The organism is Microbispora catharanthi (assembly GCF_006334915.2).
GTDB lineage: Bacteria > Actinomycetota > Actinomycetes > Streptosporangiales > Streptosporangiaceae > Microbispora > Microbispora catharanthi.
Window position 1 is genome coordinate 424,350 of sequence record NZ_VDMA02000006.1, and the last position, 16,779, is coordinate 441,128.

Consider the following 16,779-nt stretch of genomic DNA (forward strand, 5'->3'; position numbering starts at 1 on the left):
CCCCCTGTTTGAGGGGGTGCTGTGAAACAAATGTTGCATATGAGGAATACTTAGACGTTGGGGGGGCAGGGGGGGTCTTTCTGAGCGGAGGTCCCTCCGCGACAAGAGAGGTGTGCAATGACCGCGACCGCTACCGAGCGCCGCACTGCTGACGGGCTTACTCACCCGTGGCCGGATGACCGCTACGAGGTCAGGTGTGACAGGGAGAGCCCGTTCACCGGTAGCCGTGACCGTTACCACTACGCCAAGAACGCCGTGGAGTCGGCGAAGGCGCTGGAGAGAGCGGGGCTCGCCCGCCGCGTTGTGGTCGTCAGGCTGGCGGACGAGACCGTCATCTACGACCGTGTCGGCGACGTGAACCTGCCTCCAGAGTCGTGGTGATTTGGCATGACACAGTGTGACATGTCCGGTCGCGTCTGGTTCGTCTAACGGAAGACGACGATCCCCCGGGAGTGTGTCCCGGGGGATCGTCTGTGTAGGCGTGGCCGGTTGCCGCCGCGCGGGGCGTCAGGCGGGCGTGCAGCTGATGCTGGGAGCTCCGCCGCCGCCCCCGCTGGTCATGAGGCCGAAAGCGGTCGAGCCGCCCATCGGGATGTCGCCGTTGTAGCTCTCGTTGCCGAACGCGTAGATGCCCGGCAGGCCGATCACCGGAAGCGAGACGGCTCCCCCTACCTGGGTGACGACGGTGCCGTCGGTGTAACGCAACGACACGCGCCAGCCCTTGATCGCCGACGACCCGCTGTTGCGCACGGTGACCTGTGCGATCGCGCCGTGGCTCTGCGAACCGCCCCAGACGGTGGTGATCGTGTAGGTCGCCGTGCAGCCGATCGAGTCCGCGGCCGCCGGGACGGCCGTGATCCCCGCGGTCGCCAGGACCAGGGCTGCCGTGGCGATCGTCTGTCTGATCATCGATCTCTCCCTTTCTCGGCGCTGACGTGGATACCCGCCTTCCCCAGAGAGGGGTCCGTCTGGGGAAGGCGGGCGGACTCGGGCGAGCCCGGGAACGCGGGCTACGCGGGGGTGCAGGTGACGGACGACGGGACGGTGCCCGAGCCGGTGCCGGTGAAGCCGAAGCTCGTGGTGGCGCCGGCGCTCAGGCTGCCGTTCCAGGACAGGTTCTTCACCGTGACGTTCGACCCGCTCTGGCTGACGGTGCCGCTCCACAGCTGGGAGACGGTCTGGCCGTTCGGGAACGACCAGGCCACCGTCCAGCCGGAGACGGCCGAGGTGCCGGAGTTGCCTACGGTGACGTCCGCCTGGAAGCCGCCCTGCCACGAGTTGGTGACCTTGTACGTCGCGGTGCACGCCTTGCCGGTCACCGGCGACGGGGACGGGGACGGCGACGGGGACGGGGACGGAGAGACGGACGGGCTGGGGGACGGAGACGGGGACGCGGACGGGGAGGCCGAGGGGCTGGGCGACGGGGACGCGGACGGGGAGACCGACGGGCTGGGCGACGGGGACGGCTCGGTGCCCGGCGCGTTGCCCCAGATCTTGGTGGACCCCGAGTAGAGCGTCATGTTCTGCACCGTCGCCGGCGTGGACGGCGTAGTGGACACCCCGGTGTACGACCAGTCGTTCGACGGGTCCCACGAACCCGAGCTGGCGATGCGGAACTGCACCTCACGCCGCGACTCCGACTGCCCCTGCGGTGCGATGACCTGGCCCGAGCAGTCGATCGTGACGTAGTAGACCTTGCCGGAGAACTGCGTCGGGCCGGTCGGCGGCTTGCACTGGTTGTAGTTGGCCGTCAGCGTGATCTGGCCCGGCGTGGTGTCGCCGTCGAGGGTGAAGTAGTAGCGGAACGAACCGTCGGTCAGCGCGCGGGCGGGCCAGGCCGAGTGGTTGTAGACCAACGTCTTGATCTCGGTGAAGTTCTGGCCGGTGGCGTTGAGCGCCGCCTGGAGGTAGATCTCCGGGCCGTCGGGGGTCTCCGCGACCGGGAAGTTCGCCAGCGGCGTGCCGCCGTACTCCTTGTACAGCCGCACCAGCGCGCTGGTGAAGCCGGCGTTGTAGTCGGTGGCGACCTCGTTCATCGTGTAGTCGGCACGGCTGTCGGTGTAGGCGTCGTCGGCCGACTTGGGGCCGCCGACCAGCGCGCCGTACAGGATGTGCCGGCTCTGCTCCGGCTCGCCGTTCAGGTTGTTGGTCCAGGTGCCGTGCGCGGTGCGGTGGTGCGGGTTGCGCGGCGGGTTGGTCCCGAAGCCGATTTCGTACGACGACTTGCGCGGGTTGTCGCCGAGCGCGTAGTTGATCTGCCGCACGGCGAAGTCGTGGTAGCGGGCCTTGCGGGTGGTGTCGGTCAGCCAGTCGCTGTAGTCGAGCGCGACGAACGCGGTGTTGGCGGCGTAGCGGAGCGAGCCCCACGAGTCGAGCACGGCCTGGCCGCCGGGGGAGTAGTTCACCTTCTGCCCGTTGACGCCGACCGTCCACCAGTCGAGCCATCGGTTCGCGTCGTCGGCATACTGCTGCTTGCCGGTCAGCTTGGCCAGCAGCGCGTAGCAGCCGTACGACTTGTCGTCCCAGGCGATCGTCCACTTGTACGACCTGGTGGTCGACTGCGGCTCGGTGCCGAGGTTCGCGTAGTACGACTCGGCCTTGGCGAGGTAGGAGGAGTCCTGGGTGGCGCGGTAGAGCCAGATGGCGCCCCACACCAGCTCGTCGTTGTAGCCGCTCCAGGACTTGTAGAAGTTGGCCGCGTCGGTGATGCAGTCGCTGTACTTGCCCCGCACGGTGTCGGCGAACGTGTACAGCTGCTTGGCGTGGGTGAGGAGCTTGTCGGCGTACGACGGGTCGGTGGGCCGGAAGACGATCGAGGAGGCCGCCATCGCGGCCGCCGTCTCACCGGCCAGGTCGGCTCCGCCGCACGAGGAGTCGATCTTGTATGAGGGCCTGCTCATCGGCAGCACCTCGGCCGCCCCCCACCAGGCGTGGTCGGCGTTGCCGCTGCCGACCTGGCCGTACAGGACGTTGGGGGAGGGGTGCGCCTTCACGAAGTAGTCGTTGACGAAGCGCAGGCTGTTGAGCAGGTAGGTGAGCTGCCCGGACGAGGCGTAGGCGTCGCGGTAGTCCACCGCGCCCCACGCGAGCATCGTCGTGCTGAACGCCATCGGCAGGCCGAACTTGACGTGGTCGCCGGCGTCGTACCAGCCGCCGGTCAGGTCCAGGCCGGCGTCCTTGCCGTCGTTGAGCGCCGAGTCGCCGCGCCAGGTGACGCGGTTGGTGGACGGCAGCTTGCCGGACTGCTGGGCCTCGTAGAAGAAGAGCGACTTCTGCAACGCCTCGCCGTAGTTGAACGCCGGGGCCGCGGAAGCCGACATGGGGACCGCGGCCGGGACGACCGCGGTGGAGATGATCAGCGCCGCCAGTGCCGGGAACGTACGCCGCATGAAGATGTGCCTCACATGGGTGGGGGGGTCGGGGGCGCGGCGGCGGGTCAGGCGCCGCCGCGCCCCGGCTTACTCGGTCGTGTCCCGCCGGGACACTTCCTGGGGGTGCGGTGAAGGGTCAGGCGACACCGCACCCCGGCTTACGGGGCGTGCTCAGCCGTTGGGGAAGAGCAGGCCGTACTGTCCGAGCGCGGTGGCCACGTCGGTCTGCGCCCAGAAGCGGTGGTAGTGGAAGACCGGCGCGGATCCGCCGTTCAGGTACGACTGGACCTTCGGCCAGTCCGGGTCGTTCTTGTACCAGGACCGGATGGAGATGAAGGTCGAGTTGCTGTTGATCGGGTCGCCGTTCGGCATCTTGCCGGTCCAGCCGGACGGGACGTAGATCGGGTCGTCGAGGCGGTTGTAGTCCGTCTTGGTCTCGGCCACCGACACGCCCTTGGCGTCCTGGTTGTTCTTCCAGATGCCGTCGAGCAGCGCCTTGGCCGTGCTCTTGGCCTGGGCGTTGCCCGACTTGGCCGCGTAGAACATCAGCGTCTTGGCGTACGAACCGGCCACGCCGATGTCGTCGGTGTAGTCGGCGATGGTCACGTGCAGGCCGGTGTTGGCCGGCGGCATCCCGGTGCCGCTGAAGCTGGCGTCCGGCTGGCCGGTCCAGTGCAGCGTCGACGGGATCTGGAAGGTGCCGTCGGAGTTCACCGTGGTGCCGGACAGCGCCCAGGTGACCCACTTGTCGAGCACCGACTTGGCGTCGGCGTTGCCCGTGGCGTAGTAGTACTCCGCCACGCGCTCCATCGACCACGCCTGGAAACCGAACCACTGGTTCGACGGCGGGTCGTGGTAGACCGGCTGCCAGTCATAGGCCATGCCGAAGAACTTCGGCAGACTCGACGGCGGGGCGGCGTAGTGACCCTCCCAGCTGTTGGTCGCGCCACCGGCGATGGCGCCCTCGGCCGACTGCAGCCACTTGTAGAACTGGATCTGCCGGGTGAGGCTGGTCGACCAGTCGGTGACGGCCGTGGCGCCCTTGGGCTTCAGCGCGCTGACGTTCGACAGCGCCCAGGCCGCCATCGGGTTCTGGTAGCCGCCGTGGTTGTGGCTGGAGCCGATGCGCCAGGCCCAGCCGGCCGACGTGTCGTACGCGCCGCCCCAGGCGTAGTACCAGGACAGCAGGTAGTTCGACGCGTTCTTGCCGGTGCCCGCCGGGCAGGAGGTGCTGGTGCAGTTCGGCTGCTTGAAGTACTTGTCGTACATCGCGTAGCGCAGGTAGTCGCCCATCTTCGCGGCGTTGGCCACGGAGGTGGAGATCTGCGACTGCTTGCCCTGCTCGGTCGCCCAGGTCAGCGCCCAGTAGGCGGCCTGGACGGCGCGGGCGTCGGCGTCCGGCGCGTTGGTGTACTTCCACTGCTTGGCGTAGCTGCTGTCGCCGGTGAACAGGTCGAGGTACCCGTTCGGGCCGCCGAACTTGAAGGTGTCGCACGACGGCTGCGGGATGGTCTCGAAGACCGACTCCTCGGGCCCGCGCTGGTAGGTGTTGATGTACGCCGGCTTGGTGGTGCCGTCGCCGCAGCGGCCGTAGCCGTAGGTGTTGTCGACGTCCAGCAGCCAGTGCATGCCGTAGATGTCGGAGGTGCCGTAGGCGGACTTCAGCTCGCCCGCGATCGGGTCGGTGCCGACGCTGACGCTGTTGTCCAGCTTCGACGGGTACTGGCTGATGTCGTTCCACTCACCCGCGTACGTCGCCGGCTTGCTGGCGTCGTACTTGTCGTTGGTGGGCTGGTCGGTGTGCGACGGGATGATGTACTTCTCCATCGTCGTCCACGCGGTGTTGAACTTCGACCAGTCACCGGTGATCTTGCCGTACATCGCCTCCAGCCACAGGTAGTAGCTGAACGCCTCGGACGTCGTCTCGTGGCCCTGGTCGGGAGCCTCCACGAGCAGCGTCTCGACCGAGTGGTACGGCACGCCCTGGGGCGAGAAGTACCCGTTGGCCGGGTCGTGGATCTTGTTGTACATCGTCATGAAGTTGTTGATGTACTGGTTGTCCCCCGGCGAGGGGCTCGTCGACGGCGACGCGGAGGGCGACGCCGAAGGCGAGGCGGAGGGGGACGCCGACGGCGACGCGGAGGGCGACGCGGACGGGCTGGCCGAGGGGCTCGGGGAGGGGCTCGGGGACGGGCTGACGGTCGCCCCACAGGTCACGCCGTTGATGGAGAACGAGGTGGGCTTGTTGTTGCTGCCGGACCACGTTCCCTGGAACCCGATGTTGGTCGTCGCGCCGGTGCCGAGGTTCCCGTTCCACGACATGTTCGTGGCCGTGACGGTGGCGCCGCTCTGGCTCCAGTTGGCCGACCAGCCGTTCGACAGCCTCTGCCCGTTGGGGAAGTCGAACTTGAGCGTCCAGCTGCTGATCGAGTCGCCCAGGTTCTTGATGTCCAGGCTGGCTGTGAAACCGCCCGATCCGGAACCCCAGGAGTTAAGCGCGTACTGGACGTCGCAGGACACGGCGGCGGACGCGGGGGTCTGCGCCAGCCCGACGAGGAGGCCGCCCGACACGGAGGCGGCCGCCAGCAGGGCGAGCCGTTTCCGCGATCGTGGGAGCGCTCCCGTACTCAGAGCTCTCGTTCGCATTTGAGGAGGGTCTCCAAAGTGGGTTGGGGGTGGGAGCATCGGGTGAAGAAATGCCAGGTAGCGGATTTCGTGACCGATGCGGGCAAGGGTGGATCTGAACCGATACGATGGGAGCGCTCCCACCTCAGGATTGTGGATTGGGCCCCCGGTATGTCAATGACGGGTTGCCGACGCCTCACGCGGTGACCCCCTCGGGCGGTGAGCCGGGCCCTCTTGCTGGCCTTTTGCCCGCCTCAGGCGGATGTGGCACTAATTCATAACTGAAACTTTCATGTGTAACAGCCTGGCCGTTCACCCCGCCGAGCCCCGTGGTTAGGGCTCTCGGCTGCGGGTAGGCGCTTCCCAACCCTGGAAGGGAGGCAGGCCATGACCATCCAGAAGGAGTCGCTGTCCACGGGCGAACTCGTCCGCCGGCTGTCCGAGGACGTCTCCCGGCTGATCCGCGACGAACTGCGGCTGGCGCGGCTGGAAATGACTCGAAAGGGCAAACGCGCGGGCATGGGCGCGGGCCTGCTCGGCGCCGCGGGTCTCATCGCGTTCTACGGCGGAGGAGCCCTCGTGGCCACGGCGATCCTGGCGCTCGCGCTTGTGCTGCCGGCCTGGGCCAGCGCCCTGATCATCGGCGTCGCGCTGCTGGCGCTCGCCGGGCTGCTCGCCCTGGTGGGCAAGGAGCAGGTGTCCCGTGCGGCGCCGCCCACTCCCGACGAGGCGATGCGCAGCCTCAAAGCAGACATCGACGTCATGAAGGAGAGTGCGCGCAGATGACCGAGACCGAACCCGGAGCGGCCCGGCCGAACGCCGGGACCGTGGGTGTGCACAGACAGGACGTGTCCGAGCCGGTCACCGAGCCGGAGTCGCTGAACGCCGTGCGGCAGTCGCGGCCCGGCCCCGAGCCCGTCGCCGCGGCCCGGGACACCGAGACCAGGGGCGAACACGAGGAGAAGGGGCACGACGAGATCGCCGAGGTCCGCCAGGAGATCGAGCGGACCCGCGACCACCTCGGCGACACGATCGAGGCCCTGGCCGCCAAGGCCGACGTGAAGGCACGGGCGCAGGAACGCGTGCACGCGACCACCGCGGCCGCGCGGGCCAGGGTGGCCGGTGTCACCGGCCGCGTGCGCGAGGCCACGCCGCAGCCGCTGCGCGGAGCCGCAGGCAGGGTCGGCGAGCAGGCGAAGCGTCGTCCCGGCCTGATCGCCGCCGTCGGAGCCGCGGGCACCGCGCTGCTGCTGCTGCGCCGGATCACCCGGAGCCAGGGCCGTATGACGAGGCCCGGTCTGTCCGGCATGTTCCAGAAGCCGGGCATCTCTGGCAAGGGGGGCGTGTCGAGGATGCGCGGCCTCGGCGGAGCCCGCGCGGGCAGGGGGATGCTCGGCACGTCCGGCAAGATCGGCATGCCGCGCGGCGGCTCCCGGATGTTCGGCTCCCGGATGTTCGGCGCCAAGAGCAGGTTCGGCGGCATGGGCCCGCTCGGCGGCAAGGGCGCGTTCGGCGGCAAGGGTGCGTTCGGTGGGAAGAGGACGTCCGGTGGCATGAGCGTGTTCGGCGGGAAGAGGACGCCCGGCGGCATGAGCGTGTTCGGCCGCAAGAGCAGGTTCGGCGGGACGGGCATGCGCGGCATGTTCGGCCGGTCCCGCGTGTTCGGCGGTCGCCGGATGTTCCCGCAGCCACGTCGCACGCTCATGCGGAGGTTCGCCCACCGATGACCGACCCCGAGGACGAGCAGGGGCCGCTGGAGAGGCTGTCGCGCCGCGACTGGATCGGAGTCGTCAAGCGCACGGCCAAGGAGTTCAAGGAGGACAACGTCCCCGACTGGGCGGCCTCGCTGACGTACTACGCCGTCCTCTCGATCTTCCCCGGGCTCATCGTGCTGGTGTCGATACTCGGCCTGCTGGGGCAGAGCGCCACCGGCCCGCTGCTCGGGAACATCAAGTCGCTGACGCCGGGGCCGGTCCAGCAGATGCTGCAGACCGGCCTCGCCAACGTCCAGCAGCACCAGGGCACCGCCGGGGTGTTCGCCATCACGGGTCTGCTGCTCGCGCTGTGGGCGGCCTCCGGCTACATGGGGGCGTTCATCCGGGCGACCAACGCGATCTTCGACATCCGCGAGGGCCGTCCGTTCTGGAAGGTGACCCCGCTCCGGGTGGGGCTGACGCTGCTGCTGGTGATCCTGATGGCGGTCTCCGTGCTCGCCGTCACCTTCACCGGCCGTCTCGCCGAGATCGCGGGGAACCTGCTCGGCCTCGGGCCCGCCGCGGTCACCGTCTGGGGCATCGTGAAGTGGCCGGTCCTCGTGCTGCTCGCGGCGGGCATGATCACGTTGCTCTACTACGCCGCGCCCAACGTCCGCCAGCCCGGCGTGCGGTGGCTCAGCCCCGGCAGCCTGTTCGCCGTCGTGGCCTGGGTCGTGGTGTCCGCCGGCTTCGGGCTGTACGTCGCGCGGTTCGGCTCCTACAACAAGACGTACGGCACGCTCGCGGCCGTGGTCGTCTTCCTCGTCTGGCTGTGGCTGTCGAACATCGTCATCCTGAGCGGCGCGGAACTCGACGCCGAGCTCCAGCGCGGTCGCAAGATCGCCGAAGGCGAGTCCCCCGCGGAGCCGTACGTCGACCCCCGTGATCCCCCGAAGAACCCCGAGCCCGAGGAAGGCCTGAGCGAGGTTCCAGGGACACGGCGTGAAGCGCGCCAGGAAGCCGACGCGCCGTAAGGCGGCGCGCCCGGCATCGACGTCTCGCTGCCGAAGAGAGTTTGTGAGACAGGCCCGGCCCGGTGCCGGGCCTGTCTCATGACTGCGGCGCTTCTCATGGCTGAGGCGACGGAGACCGGCCGTCGTCCGCGCCGGGCGGGGCGGACGGGGCGACGTTGCGGCGGCGGGCGCGGAGCGCGCGAACTCTGCCCCGGCTCGCGCACGCCGGGGACGGGCACCACCGCCGGCGCCCCGGCGGGTCGACGAAGACGCCCCTGCAGTCGGGCTCGGGGCAGCTCTTCAGGGCCAGCCGGTCGGAGCCGGTCATCTGGTCCACCGCCTGACGGGCGATCCGGGCCAGGGCGTGCGCCGTGGTCAACGGGGGCTCGCGCCGCAGCCGGTCGTCCGCGCTCAGCCGGACCGGATCGTCGTGCTCGCGGAGGAAGGCGGACAGGTGGGCCACGGCGTCCGCCGGTGGCGGCCGCTCCTCGACGGTGGCCAGCGCGAGCGAACGCAGCGCCTCCCGCAGCGTCCACGTGCGGTGCAGGTCGCCCTGTCCCGGCGGCCGGGCCGGGGACAGCTCGCACCGCTCCAGCCACTCCGCCAGGCGGGCGGGAGTGGCCAGCCGTTCCACGGGAGCCGCGCTGAACGTTCGGCCTCTGGTGGCGAGCAGGTTCAACCAGACGGCGCCGCAGTCGAAGCGGAAGGCGAGCCTGTCGTCCTTGGTCACGACATCAGGGTAACGCTTCAGCCGTTACATCCCCTACAGTCCTCCTCGTAACGCCCAAGGCGTTACCTCGGTGAGGAGGAGTGGGACATGACGACGAGGCAGGCGCCGCGGGAGCGGCTGACGCCGGCGGCCGTCCGGACCGTGCTCGGGGACATACCGCCCGAGGAGCTGGGGGTCTGCGACGCCCACGACCATCTGTTCTTCGCCTCGCCGGCCCTGCCGGGTCAGGAACTGGACGACGCCGGGGCCGCGCTCGCCGAGCTCGACGCCTTCGCCGCTCTCGGTGGACGTGCGGTGGTGCAGTGGACCCCCTGGGGGCTGGGACCGCGGGCGGGAGAACTGCCGGGCCTGTCCCGGCGGTCCGGTGTGCACGTCGTCTCCGCCACCGGGCTCCACCAGGCCAGGCACTACGACCCGGACGAGCTGCGGCGCGTCCACGGCGGGCTGGCCGGCCTGTTCGTCCGCGAGCTGACCGCCGCTCCCGTGAGAGCCGGCCTGATCAAGGTCGCCGGCGCCTATCACCGGCTCGACGACCACGCACGGCACGTCATGGCGGCCGCCGCCGAAGCGCACCACGCCACCGACGCGCCCATCGGCGTCCACCTGGAGGCCGGAACCGCGGCCATGGACGTGCTCGACCTGCTGTGCCGTACGCACGGTGTCCCTCCGCACCGCGTGATCCTCGGGCACCTGCACCGGTTCCCGGACGCGCGCATCCACAGGGAGGCAGCCGAGGCCGGTGCGTTCCTGGCGTTCGACGGTCCGTCGCGGGCGCACCATGCCGGCGACTGGCGCCTTCTGGACTGCCTGGAAGCGCTCGCCGGGGCGGGACACTCCCACCGGATCCTGCTCGGCGGCGACACGGTCACGGCGGCGGCCCGGTCCGGCGCCGACGGTCCGGGTATGCCGTTCCTGCTCGGCGGCCTGCGCCCGCGGATCGAGCGGGAGCTCGGCCCCGGCGTCGCATCCGCGATCTTCGTCGAGAATCCGGCACGGGCGTTCGCGGCCCACTGGCGGCGGCCATGAAGCCGGGAGAAGCCCGGCCGGCGCAGGCCCCGCCTTCTCGATCAGGAGAAAGGACGGGGCCGCGTCCGGTCAGCAGCAGTGCATCATGTCCGCGCTGGCGGGGGTGGTCGACGCTGCGGTGATGGCGGCGGTGACGCCGATGGACATGAGGGCGGTGAGTACGGCGGCGGCGATGCGGCGGCGCATAGGAGCTCCTTCGGTATCGGCGGTGGGCAGGGCGATCCCGGGTTCGGTCAGCAGCAGTGCACCTCGTCCGCGCTGGCGGGGGTGGTCGACGCTGCGGTGATGGCGGCGGTGACGCCGATGGACATGAGGGCCGTGAGTACGGCGGCGGCGATGCGGCGGCGCATGACGAGCTCCTTCTTGGGACTGCGGTGGATGCGGGTGCGGACCTCGCCGCGTTCGGCGAAGTCCTCGCGAAGCGATCCCCACTGTTGGAGGCGCGGGTCGTGTACGCCAGGTGTCCGGATGTCCGGAAAAATTCGGAACGCTGCCGCTTTGCCGAAACTCGACTGCGGAAAACGCCAACGGCGTACCGGGGCGTGACGGTGGCCGGGCTCACCCCGCCGGGAGCTGATCCAGAATAGTATTCTGGTGTGACGGTCCATGAAGCCCGCATCGGGCGCTATTACGAGGACTTCGTGGTCGGCGACGTCTACCAGCACCCTCTCGGCCGGACGGTCGGCGAGGCCGACAACACCTGGTTCACGCTGCTGACGATGAACACCAACCAGAACCACTTCAACGCGCACTTCGCCGCTCGGGCTCCGGTCGGAAAGATCATCGTGAACTCGGGCCTCTCGGTGGCGATCGTGCTCGGGTTGTCGGTCCTCGACGTCAGCCAGACGGCCATGATGAACCTCGGCTGGGACGAGATCCGGCTGACCCATCCGGTCTTCGTGGGCGACACGCTGTACGCCGAGTCGATCGTGGTGGACAAGCGCGAGTCGAGGTCCCGGCCGTACGCCGGGATCGTCACCTGCCGCACCCGGGGCCTGAACCAGGACGGGGACGAGGTGATGTCCTGGCGGCGCGCGGTGATGGTCTACAAGCGCGACGCGCCGCACGACAAGGGGTACTTCCCGCGTGCCAAGACCGGCCCGATGGAGGCGTAGTGGACTTCGAGCTGAACGAGGAGCAGCGGCTGTTCCGGCAGACGCTGCGGGAGTTCGTGGACAAGGAGATCGTCCCCGTCGCCTCCGAGTGGGAGCGCGCCGGCCGCTATCCGGAGGAGATCGTCCGGCGGTTCGCGCAACTGGGACTGTTCGGCATCACCGTCCCGGAAGAGTACGGCGGGCTCGACCTCGACCGGGTGTCGTTCGCCCTCGTCTTCGAGGAGATCGCCCGGGGCTGGATGGGCGTGGCGGGGATCCTCGGCTCCCATTCCCTGTCCACCTGGATGATCGCCGAATACGGCACGGACGAGCAGCGCCGCCACTACCTGCCGGACCTGGCCGCCGGCACCCGCCGCACCGGGATCGCGCTGACCGAGCCGGGCGCGGGCACCGACCTGCAGGGCATCGCCACCCGGGCGGTCCGCGACGGCGACCACTACGTCGTCACCGGGACCAAGACGTGGATCACCAACGCGCGGCACGCCGACCCGCTGCCCGTCCTGGTGAAGACCTCGATCGAGACGCCCGCCCACCGCGGGATGTCGGTGCTGCTGGTGGACGCCGCCAGCGAGGGCCTGACCGTGAGCCGCGACCTGCCCAAGCTGGGCTACAAGGGCACCGAGACGTGCGAGGTCGTCCTCGACGGCGTGCGCGTGCCGGCGTCGCGGCTGCTCGGCGGCACGGAGGGGCGCGGCATGCAGCAGGTGCTGTCGGCGCTCGAACTCGGCCGTCTCAACATCGCCGCCCGGGCCGTGGGCGTCGCCCAGTGCGCCTACGACGCGGCCCTGGGCTACGCCCGGGAACGGCACGCGTTCGGGCAGCCGATCGCCGGCTTCCAGGCGATCCAGCTCAAGCTGGCCGACATGGCGACCGACATCCAGGCGGCCAGGCTCATGACGTACTGGGCCGCCGTGCGGTCGGAGGCGGGGCCGGTGCGCAGCGAGGCCGCGATGGCGAAGTACTTCGCCTCGGAGACGGCGCTCAGGGCGACCATGGAGGCGATGCGGATCCACGGCGGGTACGGCTACTCGCAGGAGTTCGTGGTCGAGCGCCTCTACCGGGACGCGCCGCTCATGGCGATCGGGGAGGGCACCAACGACGTGCAACGGCTGATCATCGCCAAGGCCCTCGTCGAGGGCGACGCCACGCTCGGCTGGTGACCGTGGACGGCTGCCTGTTCTGCGAGATCGCGGCGGGGGAGCGGCCCGCCTGCGTGGTGCTGGACGACGAGGTGGCGGCGGCCTTCCTCGACACCCGGCCGGTGTTCAAGGGGCACGTGCTCGTCGTGCCGCGCGGCCACGTCGAGACCCTGCCCGACCTTCCGGCGGAGGAGGTCGGACCGTTCTTCGCCCGGGTCCAGGCCGTCGCGCGGGCGGTCGAGGCGGGCACCGGCGCGGCCGGCACGTTCGTCGCGATGAACAACCGCATCAGCCAGAGCGTGCCCCACCTGCACGTCCACGTCGTGCCGCGCAACCGCAAGGACGGCCTGCGCGGCTTCTTCTGGCCCCGGGTGAAGTACGACGGCGACGCCGAGATCGAGGACTACGCCGCCCGCATCCGCGCCGCGCTGAACGAACCTCCCCACCTGTGAATCTACAACGTAAAGGCAACCGGATGGACTTCCTTCGCACCCCCGTCGAACGCTTCGCCGACCTGCCTGACTTTCCCTACGAGCCCCGCTACGCCGAGGTGACCGGCGGCGCTCGGATGGCGTACGCCGAGGCGGGCCCGGCGGACGGCTCGCCGGTGCTGCTGCTGCACGGGGAGCCGAGCTGGTCGTTCCTCTACCGGCACGTGATGGCCGTGCTGGCCGATGCGGGCTGCCGTGCCGTCGCCCTCGATCTGGTCGGCTTCGGCCGGTCGGACAAGCCGTCCCGCCCCCAGGACCACACGTACGCCCGGCACGTGGAGTGGGTGCGATCGCTCGCCTTCGACGCGCTCGACCTGCGCGGCGTGACGCTGGTCGGCCAGGACTGGGGCGGGCTGATCGGGCTGCGGCTCGTGGCCGAGCACCCGGACCGCTTCGCCCGGGTCGTCGCCGCCAACACCGGCCTGCCGACCGGCGACATCCCGATGCCCGAGGTGTGGCACCGCTTCCGGGAGGCCGTCGAGAAGGCGCCCGTGCTCGACATCGCCCGGTTCGTCCAGTCGGGCTGCGTCACCGACCTGCCCGAGCCCGTACGGCGGGCCTACGACGCGCCGTACCCCTCGGAGGAGTTCAAGGCGGGGCCGCGGGCGATGCCGGGCCTGGTGCCGATCGCCCCCGACGACCCGGCCGCTCCCGCCAACCGCGCCGCCTGGCAGACCCTCGTCACCCTCGACCTGCCGTTCCTCGTCGCGTTCTCCGACCGCGACCCCATCACCGGCGGGATGGCGCCGATCCTGAAGAAGTCCATGCGCGGCGCGGCCGGGCTCGCTCACCCCGTCATCGCCGGCGCAGGCCACTTCCTGCAGGAGGACGCGGGCCACGAGCTGGGCGAGGCCGTCGCCGCCTTCGTCCACGAGACGGCTGCCCGGTAGGTCCGGTGAGCTGAGGACGGCCGCGCGGCCTCACGCGCCGGCCGTCCCGAGGCCGGGCTCCTGCCGCCCCGCCGTTCATCTCGCTCGCCGGTTGGTGCGCGAATGGCCGGTTTTGATTCGTGTCGATTGCGCAACGGGACATCAAAGCGCCGTGCTGGCTGGATGGTGACCGGATCGGCCGCCGCAGCCGCCGCTCGTCCGGCTGGCGGCCCGTGGCAGGCCCCATGTCCCATCCGCAGCAGGAGGAAGCACATGAAGAACGGCGCAGGCCCTTCGCCCAGAACGGCACGAGTGGCCGCACTCATCGGAGCGCTGCTCCTCGGCCCCGGCGCGGTCGTCGCCACGACCTCACCGGCGATGGCCGCTGCGACGGCGGCCACGGCCGTCACGAGTTGCAGCAATCCGAACCGGAAGGTCGACATCGTCGACTCGCGCGGATTCCACACATGCTTCACCGGCACCGGTTACCTCGGGTACCGGATCAACGGTGTGGCCGCGGTCAGCTCCCTCGACTGGGGCTGGATGAAGATGTACCTCCGCGGCTCGACCGACGGCTGGTTCGAGGATCTCCGCGGCGACGGCAAGTGGTACTACTACCCGGCCAACCACGACATCACCCAGATCTGCGTCCACTGCTGAATCCGCGCTCGCCACGGCGGAACATCGCGCTTCGGCCCGTCCGGGTTCGCCCGGTGGGCCGGGCGCGTCGTCCCCGCCCGGGTCGGGAGTAGGCTGCGGCGGCGTGGAACCGGTCGTCACCGCGCTCGTCGTCGCCGTCCTCGTCGCCGTGCCGGCGGTCGTCCTGTGGCGGGTGCTGCGGGGCCGGCGCGACCTCGGCAGCAGCCCCGCCGAGCGGGCGACGTTCGAGACGCTGCACACCGCGTCGCTGGCCGCGCCGCCGCTGCGCGCCGGGCTGACCCAGGCCGGGGCGCTGAAGGCGTCGCGGCACCTGCGCGAGCTGCTCGGCTCCCCGGCCATCGCCGTCACCAACGGTGAGGAGCTGCTCGTCTACGACGGCGCGGGCGACCATCACGCGGCCGAGGCGTTCGAGCACGCGGCGGAGACGCTGAAGGACGGCCGCACCCAGGTGCTCGCGCTCGACTGCGCGCGGCCCGAGTGCCCCGTCAGACACGCCGTCGTCGTCCCGCTCACCACCGACGACCGCGTCGTCGGCTCGCTCGCGGCGTACGGCGACCACGCCTCGGCGGGGCTCGTGCGGGCGGCGCAGGAGGTCGCGCGATGGGTCGACTCCCAGCTGGAGCTGGCCGAGCTCGACCGCTCCCGGACGATGCTGATGGAGGCGGAGGTCCGGGCGCTGCGGGCGCAGATCTCGCCCCACTTCATCTACAACTCGCTGACCACCATCGCGTCGTTCGTCCGCACCGACCCCGAGCGGGCCAGGGAGCTGCTGCTGGAGTTCGCCGACTTCACCCGCTACTCCTTCCGGCGGCACGGCGACTTCACCACGCTCGCCGAAGAACTGCGTTCGATCGACCGCTACCTCACGCTCGAGCGGGCCAGGTTCGGCGACCAGCTGCAGGTCACGCTGCGCATCGCGCCGGAGGTGCTGCCCGTGGCCGTGCCGTTCCTGTGCCTGCAGCCGCTGGTGGAGAACGCCGTACGGCACGGTCTGGAGGCCAAGCCCGGCGTGGGCCGCATCACGATCGTCGCCGAGGACGCGGGCGCGGAGTGCGGCATCACCGTCGAGGACGACGGTGTCGGCATGGACCCCGAACGGCTGCGGCGGGTGCTCGCCGGGGAGGACCGCTCGGGCGCGGGCGGCATCGGCGTGGCCAACGTGGACGAGCGGCTGCGTCAGGTCTACGGCGACGAGTACGGCCTCGTGGTGGAGACCGGCGAGGGCGCCGGCACCAAGGTCACCGTGCGGATTCCCAAATACCACCCCGGAGTCCAGGCGTGAGCGAGCGCACCGAGCGAATCGGTCGACGCGGGGTACCACCCCGCCGGCCGTGCCTGACCTTTCGAAAAACTGTGCGTATCCATGTGATTACGTTTAGTGTTCGTACCGGTCAGGCCGCCCCTTGCCCGGAGGATCTAAGCTGATGAGCGTGACGATCGAGTTCGACCAGCACGGGACGATGTATCCGTGGACCCGGGATGACACGCGCGACCTGCCGGAAGGATTCCGGTACGAGATCGAGGACGGGAACCTCCTGGTCATGAACTCCCCCGCACCCGAGCACCAGTACGTCGCCAACCGGCTCATGCGCATCCTCGATGATGCGGCCGAGGACGCCGGGCTGGACTTGATCACCATCGGGCCGCTCGACGTCGACGTCCCAGGCCCGCTGCCCGGCTATCGCAGCCCCGATCTCGTCACCGTGCCGGGGAAGCTGGCTGAGGGCGGCTACGACCTGCTCAAGGGGCAGGACATCCTGGTCGTCACCGAGATCACCGGCAAGGACACGATCACGCGTGACATGATCACCAAGCGTCAGGTCTACGCGAGCATCGGCATCCCCTTCTACTGGGTGGTCCGCCTCGATCAGCCGGAGCCGCGCCTCATCGTCTTCGAGCTCGCCGCGGGAGAATATCGCGAGCGTCACGACGTGCGGGTGGGTGCGCCGGTGACGATCGGCGAGCCGTTCCGGGTGACGATCGAGCCGGGGGCGCTGCTCCGCCGCCGTCCGGGTTGACCTCGGACCGCCGCGATCCCGAGCCGTG

Annotated in this window: 16 protein-coding genes; 12 read left to right on the forward strand and 4 right to left on the reverse strand. The window is 70.2% G+C overall.

All coding sequences use genetic code 11. The features are described 5' to 3' along the window. Positions 1-117 precede the first annotated feature (117 nt). Positions 118-381 (forward strand): hypothetical protein, encoded by a 264-nt coding sequence (locus FH610_RS14485; RefSeq protein ID WP_139574909.1) that lies wholly within the window; start codon positions 118-120, stop codon positions 379-381. A gap of 126 nt (positions 382-507) precedes the next feature. Here FH610_RS14485 and FH610_RS14490 read toward each other — a convergent pair whose 3' ends face one another. The 3 genes from FH610_RS14490 to FH610_RS14500 all read right to left on the reverse strand — a co-directional run bounded on the left by FH610_RS14490 (position 508) and on the right by FH610_RS14500 (position 6,017). Next, positions 508-909 carry a cellulose binding domain-containing protein gene (locus tag FH610_RS14490; protein WP_139574910.1) on the reverse strand — a complete coding sequence of 134 codons (402 nt, stop codon included), beginning with the start codon at positions 907-909 and terminating at the stop codon, positions 508-510. Between the two features lie 101 nt (positions 910-1,010). After that, entirely contained in the window at positions 1,011-3,389 is a 2,379-nt protein-coding gene (locus FH610_RS14495; RefSeq protein ID WP_139574911.1) for a glycoside hydrolase family 9 protein, read from the reverse strand. A 153-nt stretch (positions 3,390-3,542) separates the two neighbouring features. After that, complete coding sequence (locus tag FH610_RS14500; protein WP_139574912.1) at positions 3,543-6,017, reverse strand: glycoside hydrolase family 48 protein; 2,475 nt, start codon at positions 6,015-6,017, stop codon at positions 3,543-3,545. Positions 6,018-6,383: 366 nt separating this feature from the next. Here FH610_RS14500 and FH610_RS14505 point away from each other — a divergent pair, with 366 nt between their 5' ends. The 3 genes from FH610_RS14505 to FH610_RS14515 are packed head-to-tail and all read left to right on the forward strand — an operon-like array spanning position 6,384 to position 8,724. After that, positions 6,384-6,782 (forward strand): phage holin family protein, encoded by a 399-nt coding sequence (locus tag FH610_RS14505; protein WP_139574913.1) that lies wholly within the window; start codon positions 6,384-6,386, stop codon positions 6,780-6,782. Further along, a complete protein-coding gene (locus tag FH610_RS14510) occupies positions 6,779-7,723 on the forward strand; it encodes a DUF3618 domain-containing protein (RefSeq protein WP_139574914.1) in 945 nt (314 codons plus the stop codon). The genes FH610_RS14505 and FH610_RS14510 overlap by 4 nt, the downstream gene beginning before the upstream one ends. Beyond that, positions 7,720-8,724 (forward strand): YihY/virulence factor BrkB family protein, encoded by a 1,005-nt coding sequence (locus FH610_RS14515; RefSeq protein WP_139574915.1) that lies wholly within the window; start codon positions 7,720-7,722, stop codon positions 8,722-8,724. The genes FH610_RS14510 and FH610_RS14515 overlap by 4 nt, the downstream gene beginning before the upstream one ends. Before the next feature lie 94 nt (positions 8,725-8,818). On the opposite strand, the gene FH610_RS14520 is transcribed toward FH610_RS14515, so the two are convergent. Continuing rightward, complete coding sequence (locus tag FH610_RS14520) at positions 8,819-9,433, reverse strand: CGNR zinc finger domain-containing protein (protein ID WP_139574916.1); 615 nt, start codon at positions 9,431-9,433, stop codon at positions 8,819-8,821. A gap of 87 nt (positions 9,434-9,520) precedes the next feature. Between FH610_RS14520 and FH610_RS14525 the strand changes: the two genes are divergently transcribed. From FH610_RS14525 to FH610_RS14560, 8 genes are all read left to right on the forward strand, one after another. Continuing rightward, the gene (locus FH610_RS14525; RefSeq protein ID WP_139574917.1) at positions 9,521-10,459 is read left to right on the forward strand and encodes a phosphotriesterase family protein; all 939 of its coding nucleotides are present in this window, start codon (positions 9,521-9,523) and stop codon (positions 10,457-10,459) included. A gap of 596 nt (positions 10,460-11,055) precedes the next feature. Then, a complete protein-coding gene (locus FH610_RS14530; protein WP_139574918.1) occupies positions 11,056-11,574 on the forward strand; it encodes a MaoC family dehydratase in 519 nt (172 codons plus the stop codon). After that, positions 11,574-12,734 carry an acyl-CoA dehydrogenase family protein gene (locus FH610_RS14535; RefSeq protein ID WP_139574919.1) on the forward strand — a complete coding sequence of 387 codons (1,161 nt, stop codon included), beginning with the start codon at positions 11,574-11,576 and terminating at the stop codon, positions 12,732-12,734. The genes FH610_RS14530 and FH610_RS14535 overlap by 1 nt, the downstream gene beginning before the upstream one ends. Continuing rightward, a complete protein-coding gene (locus FH610_RS14540) occupies positions 12,731-13,165 on the forward strand; it encodes an HIT family protein (protein ID WP_310739086.1) in 435 nt (144 codons plus the stop codon). The genes FH610_RS14535 and FH610_RS14540 overlap by 4 nt, the downstream gene beginning before the upstream one ends. Before the next feature lie 23 nt (positions 13,166-13,188). After that, complete coding sequence (locus tag FH610_RS14545) at positions 13,189-14,094, forward strand: haloalkane dehalogenase (RefSeq protein WP_139574920.1); 906 nt, start codon at positions 13,189-13,191, stop codon at positions 14,092-14,094. A 252-nt stretch (positions 14,095-14,346) separates the two neighbouring features. Then, a complete protein-coding gene (locus FH610_RS14550) occupies positions 14,347-14,733 on the forward strand; it encodes a hypothetical protein (RefSeq protein ID WP_139574921.1) in 387 nt (128 codons plus the stop codon). Between the two features lie 103 nt (positions 14,734-14,836). Then, positions 14,837-16,015 carry a sensor histidine kinase gene (locus FH610_RS14555; RefSeq protein WP_139574922.1) on the forward strand — a complete coding sequence of 393 codons (1,179 nt, stop codon included), beginning with the start codon at positions 14,837-14,839 and terminating at the stop codon, positions 16,013-16,015. A 142-nt stretch (positions 16,016-16,157) separates the two neighbouring features. Further along, positions 16,158-16,751: a Uma2 family endonuclease gene (locus FH610_RS14560; RefSeq protein ID WP_139574923.1), complete on the forward strand. Its 594-nt coding sequence runs from the start codon at positions 16,158-16,160 to the stop codon at positions 16,749-16,751. Positions 16,752-16,779 lie beyond the last annotated feature (28 nt).